Origin of the sequence: uncultured Adlercreutzia sp. (assembly GCA_910585575.1) — a bacterium.
GTDB lineage: Bacteria > Actinomycetota > Coriobacteriia > Coriobacteriales > Eggerthellaceae > Adlercreutzia.
The window spans coordinates 1-2,096 of sequence record CAJUFS010000128.1 but is presented as its reverse complement, the minus strand read 5'-3'; the positions used below and the strand labels follow the sequence as shown (position 1 = coordinate 2,096).

Sequence of the window (2,096 nt, the reverse complement as noted above, 5' to 3'; positions counted from 1 at the left end):
GTCGCATTCCTCCACGCCGGCGCGGATGAGCACGTCCTCGTCGAAGCCCACGCCCTGGACCGTGCTGCCGTTGAAGTTGCGGCCAAGGTTGGCGAAGGCATCGGCGTTCTTGTCGATGCAGCAGACGTTGTTGCCGTTATCGGAGAGCATGTTGGCCAGCTGCGAGCCCACGCGCCCGCATCCCACCACAATGACATTGCTCATAGTCGCGTTTCCTCCCTATAAAAGAAAATGCCTTGCGGCATTTTCTCACTAATTTAGATGAGCGTCATCTGGTTTAAAGTATCTCGGTACCAGTTGTCGTAGTTCGGGGGGCAGTAGCGCTGGGCGTAGGAGTAGCTGATGGTGAAGCCGTAGCCGCGCGCGAGGCCCCGCACGTGGGCGCGGATGGCGGTATCCCAGTCGGGCCAGTTCGTCTGGTCCCAACCCCAGGCGTTGTGCGACTTGAAGCACACGCGGCCCTTCGTGGACTCGGTGTTCGAGATAGCCGGCGACCAACGCGGGTCGATGCCTGCCTCCCAGGCGGCGGTGGCGAAGGTCTCGCCGTGGCCGGCCAGGGGGCTGCCCGCCAGGTAGTTGTTGATACGCTCGGTCCACTCGGCGATGAATGCGTCGCGGCCCACAGAGAAATCGACATCGCCCGCCGGCAGCGAGCCGTAGGTGGCGTAGTAGCGGGAGCGCGTGGCGTCGGCACGCTCGATGGCTTCCTGCTCGGCCGCGCGGGCGGCCTCTTCGGCGGCAATGCGCGCCGCTTCCTGCTCTTCGGCAATTTCCTGCACGCCGGCGCTCACATCGCGCGACGAGGCGGTGCGCAGCGAGGCTTCCTCGGCCACGTCTTCCACGGCGAGAATGTCGGCGTCGGATTTATCCTGCACGGTATCGGGATCCACGCCGTTGGCCTCGCGGGCCTCGGCGCTCTGCTGATCGAGGCCGAAGGTGGTGGCGTTCGTATCGTGGGAACCGGCCGATGCCCAATCGAAGCCCAGGAAGCTGACGGCTAGCATAGGCAGCACGCACAGGGCGAGCATCGTTGCCACAACGATGCCGCGATGACTTTTTTTGCGCCTTGTAACCACTCATTTCCTTTCTCGACAGCACGAAACCAACCGCATAAGCGGCAGCAGCGTGTTGGATTAATGAGTGGAGTTTGCTGCAGGCATGGAAATCTATGCTGTTTTTCAACGCGGCTATTCTACCCTAAGTTGGCCGAAAGGCGAAAACGGCGTGCGCCGATGTCCACGTTTTGTTCGCTTGACAAAGCCCGTCGGCTGGGTTCCCGCAGGTCGCATTGGAAGACCCCGAAAGGCGCGTTATGAAGCCGTTACCGTCTCTTCACAACTTGCCTCGGGAAGGCGCGTCACGCGGACGATGGATATCCGCGAGCGGCGCATCTTCTCGACTTTGAAGGCGAAGCCGGCGACCACCAGCTCGTCGCCCACCTTGGGAACGGAGTCCAGCGTGTGGATGATCCAGCCGGCCAGCGTCTCGTAGTCGTCGGATTCCTCCAGCGGCCAACCGAGCTCCATGGCGTCTTCCACCGGCAGGCGCCCGTCGGCGCGCCACTGGTCGGGGTTCAGAAGGATCACCAGGTCGCGGTCATTGTCGGACTCATCGATGATCTCGCCGACGATTTCCTCCACGATGTCTTCCATGGTGATAAGGCCGTCGGTGCCACCGTACTCGTCCACCACGATGGCCATCTGCTGGTGCTCGGCCTGCAGCTCGGAAAGCAGCGGCAGCACGTTTTTGGTCTCGGGCACGTAGTAAGGCTCGAACATGTAGTCGATGACCGGTTCTTCCAGGCGGCCGTCCATCAGCGGGGAGATGAGGTCCTTGTAATAGACAATGCCAATGACGTCATCGATTTCCTCGTGGTAGACGGGCAGGCGCGAGTAACCGGTGCCGCGCATGCGGTCCAGAGCCGTGCGGGCCGATTCGGTGTCCTCCACCATGATCATGTCCACCCGGGGCTTCATAATTTCGCGCACCGTCATGTCCGACAGGTCGAGGATGTCGTTGATCATGCGCTTCTCGTCGTCGAGAAGCTCGGCGTTTTCGGCCACCATGTCCTTGATCTCGTCTTCCGAGACGTTCTC

The 2,096-nt window shown here is 61.7% G+C and carries 2 protein-coding genes; both read right to left on the bottom strand.

The features are described from left to right. Nucleotides 1-257: 257 nt before the first annotated feature. Nucleotides 258-1,037, bottom strand: coding sequence for a CMP-2-keto-3-deoxyoctulosonic acid synthetase (locus QZ307_RS10975; RefSeq protein ID WP_295999764.1), 780 nt, complete (start codon nucleotides 1,035-1,037; stop codon nucleotides 258-260). 273 nt (nucleotides 1,038-1,310) lie between these two features. Further along, the coding region (locus QZ307_RS10970) for a hemolysin family protein (RefSeq protein WP_295999763.1) at nucleotides 1,311-2,096 on the bottom strand (786 nt) is incomplete at its 5' end.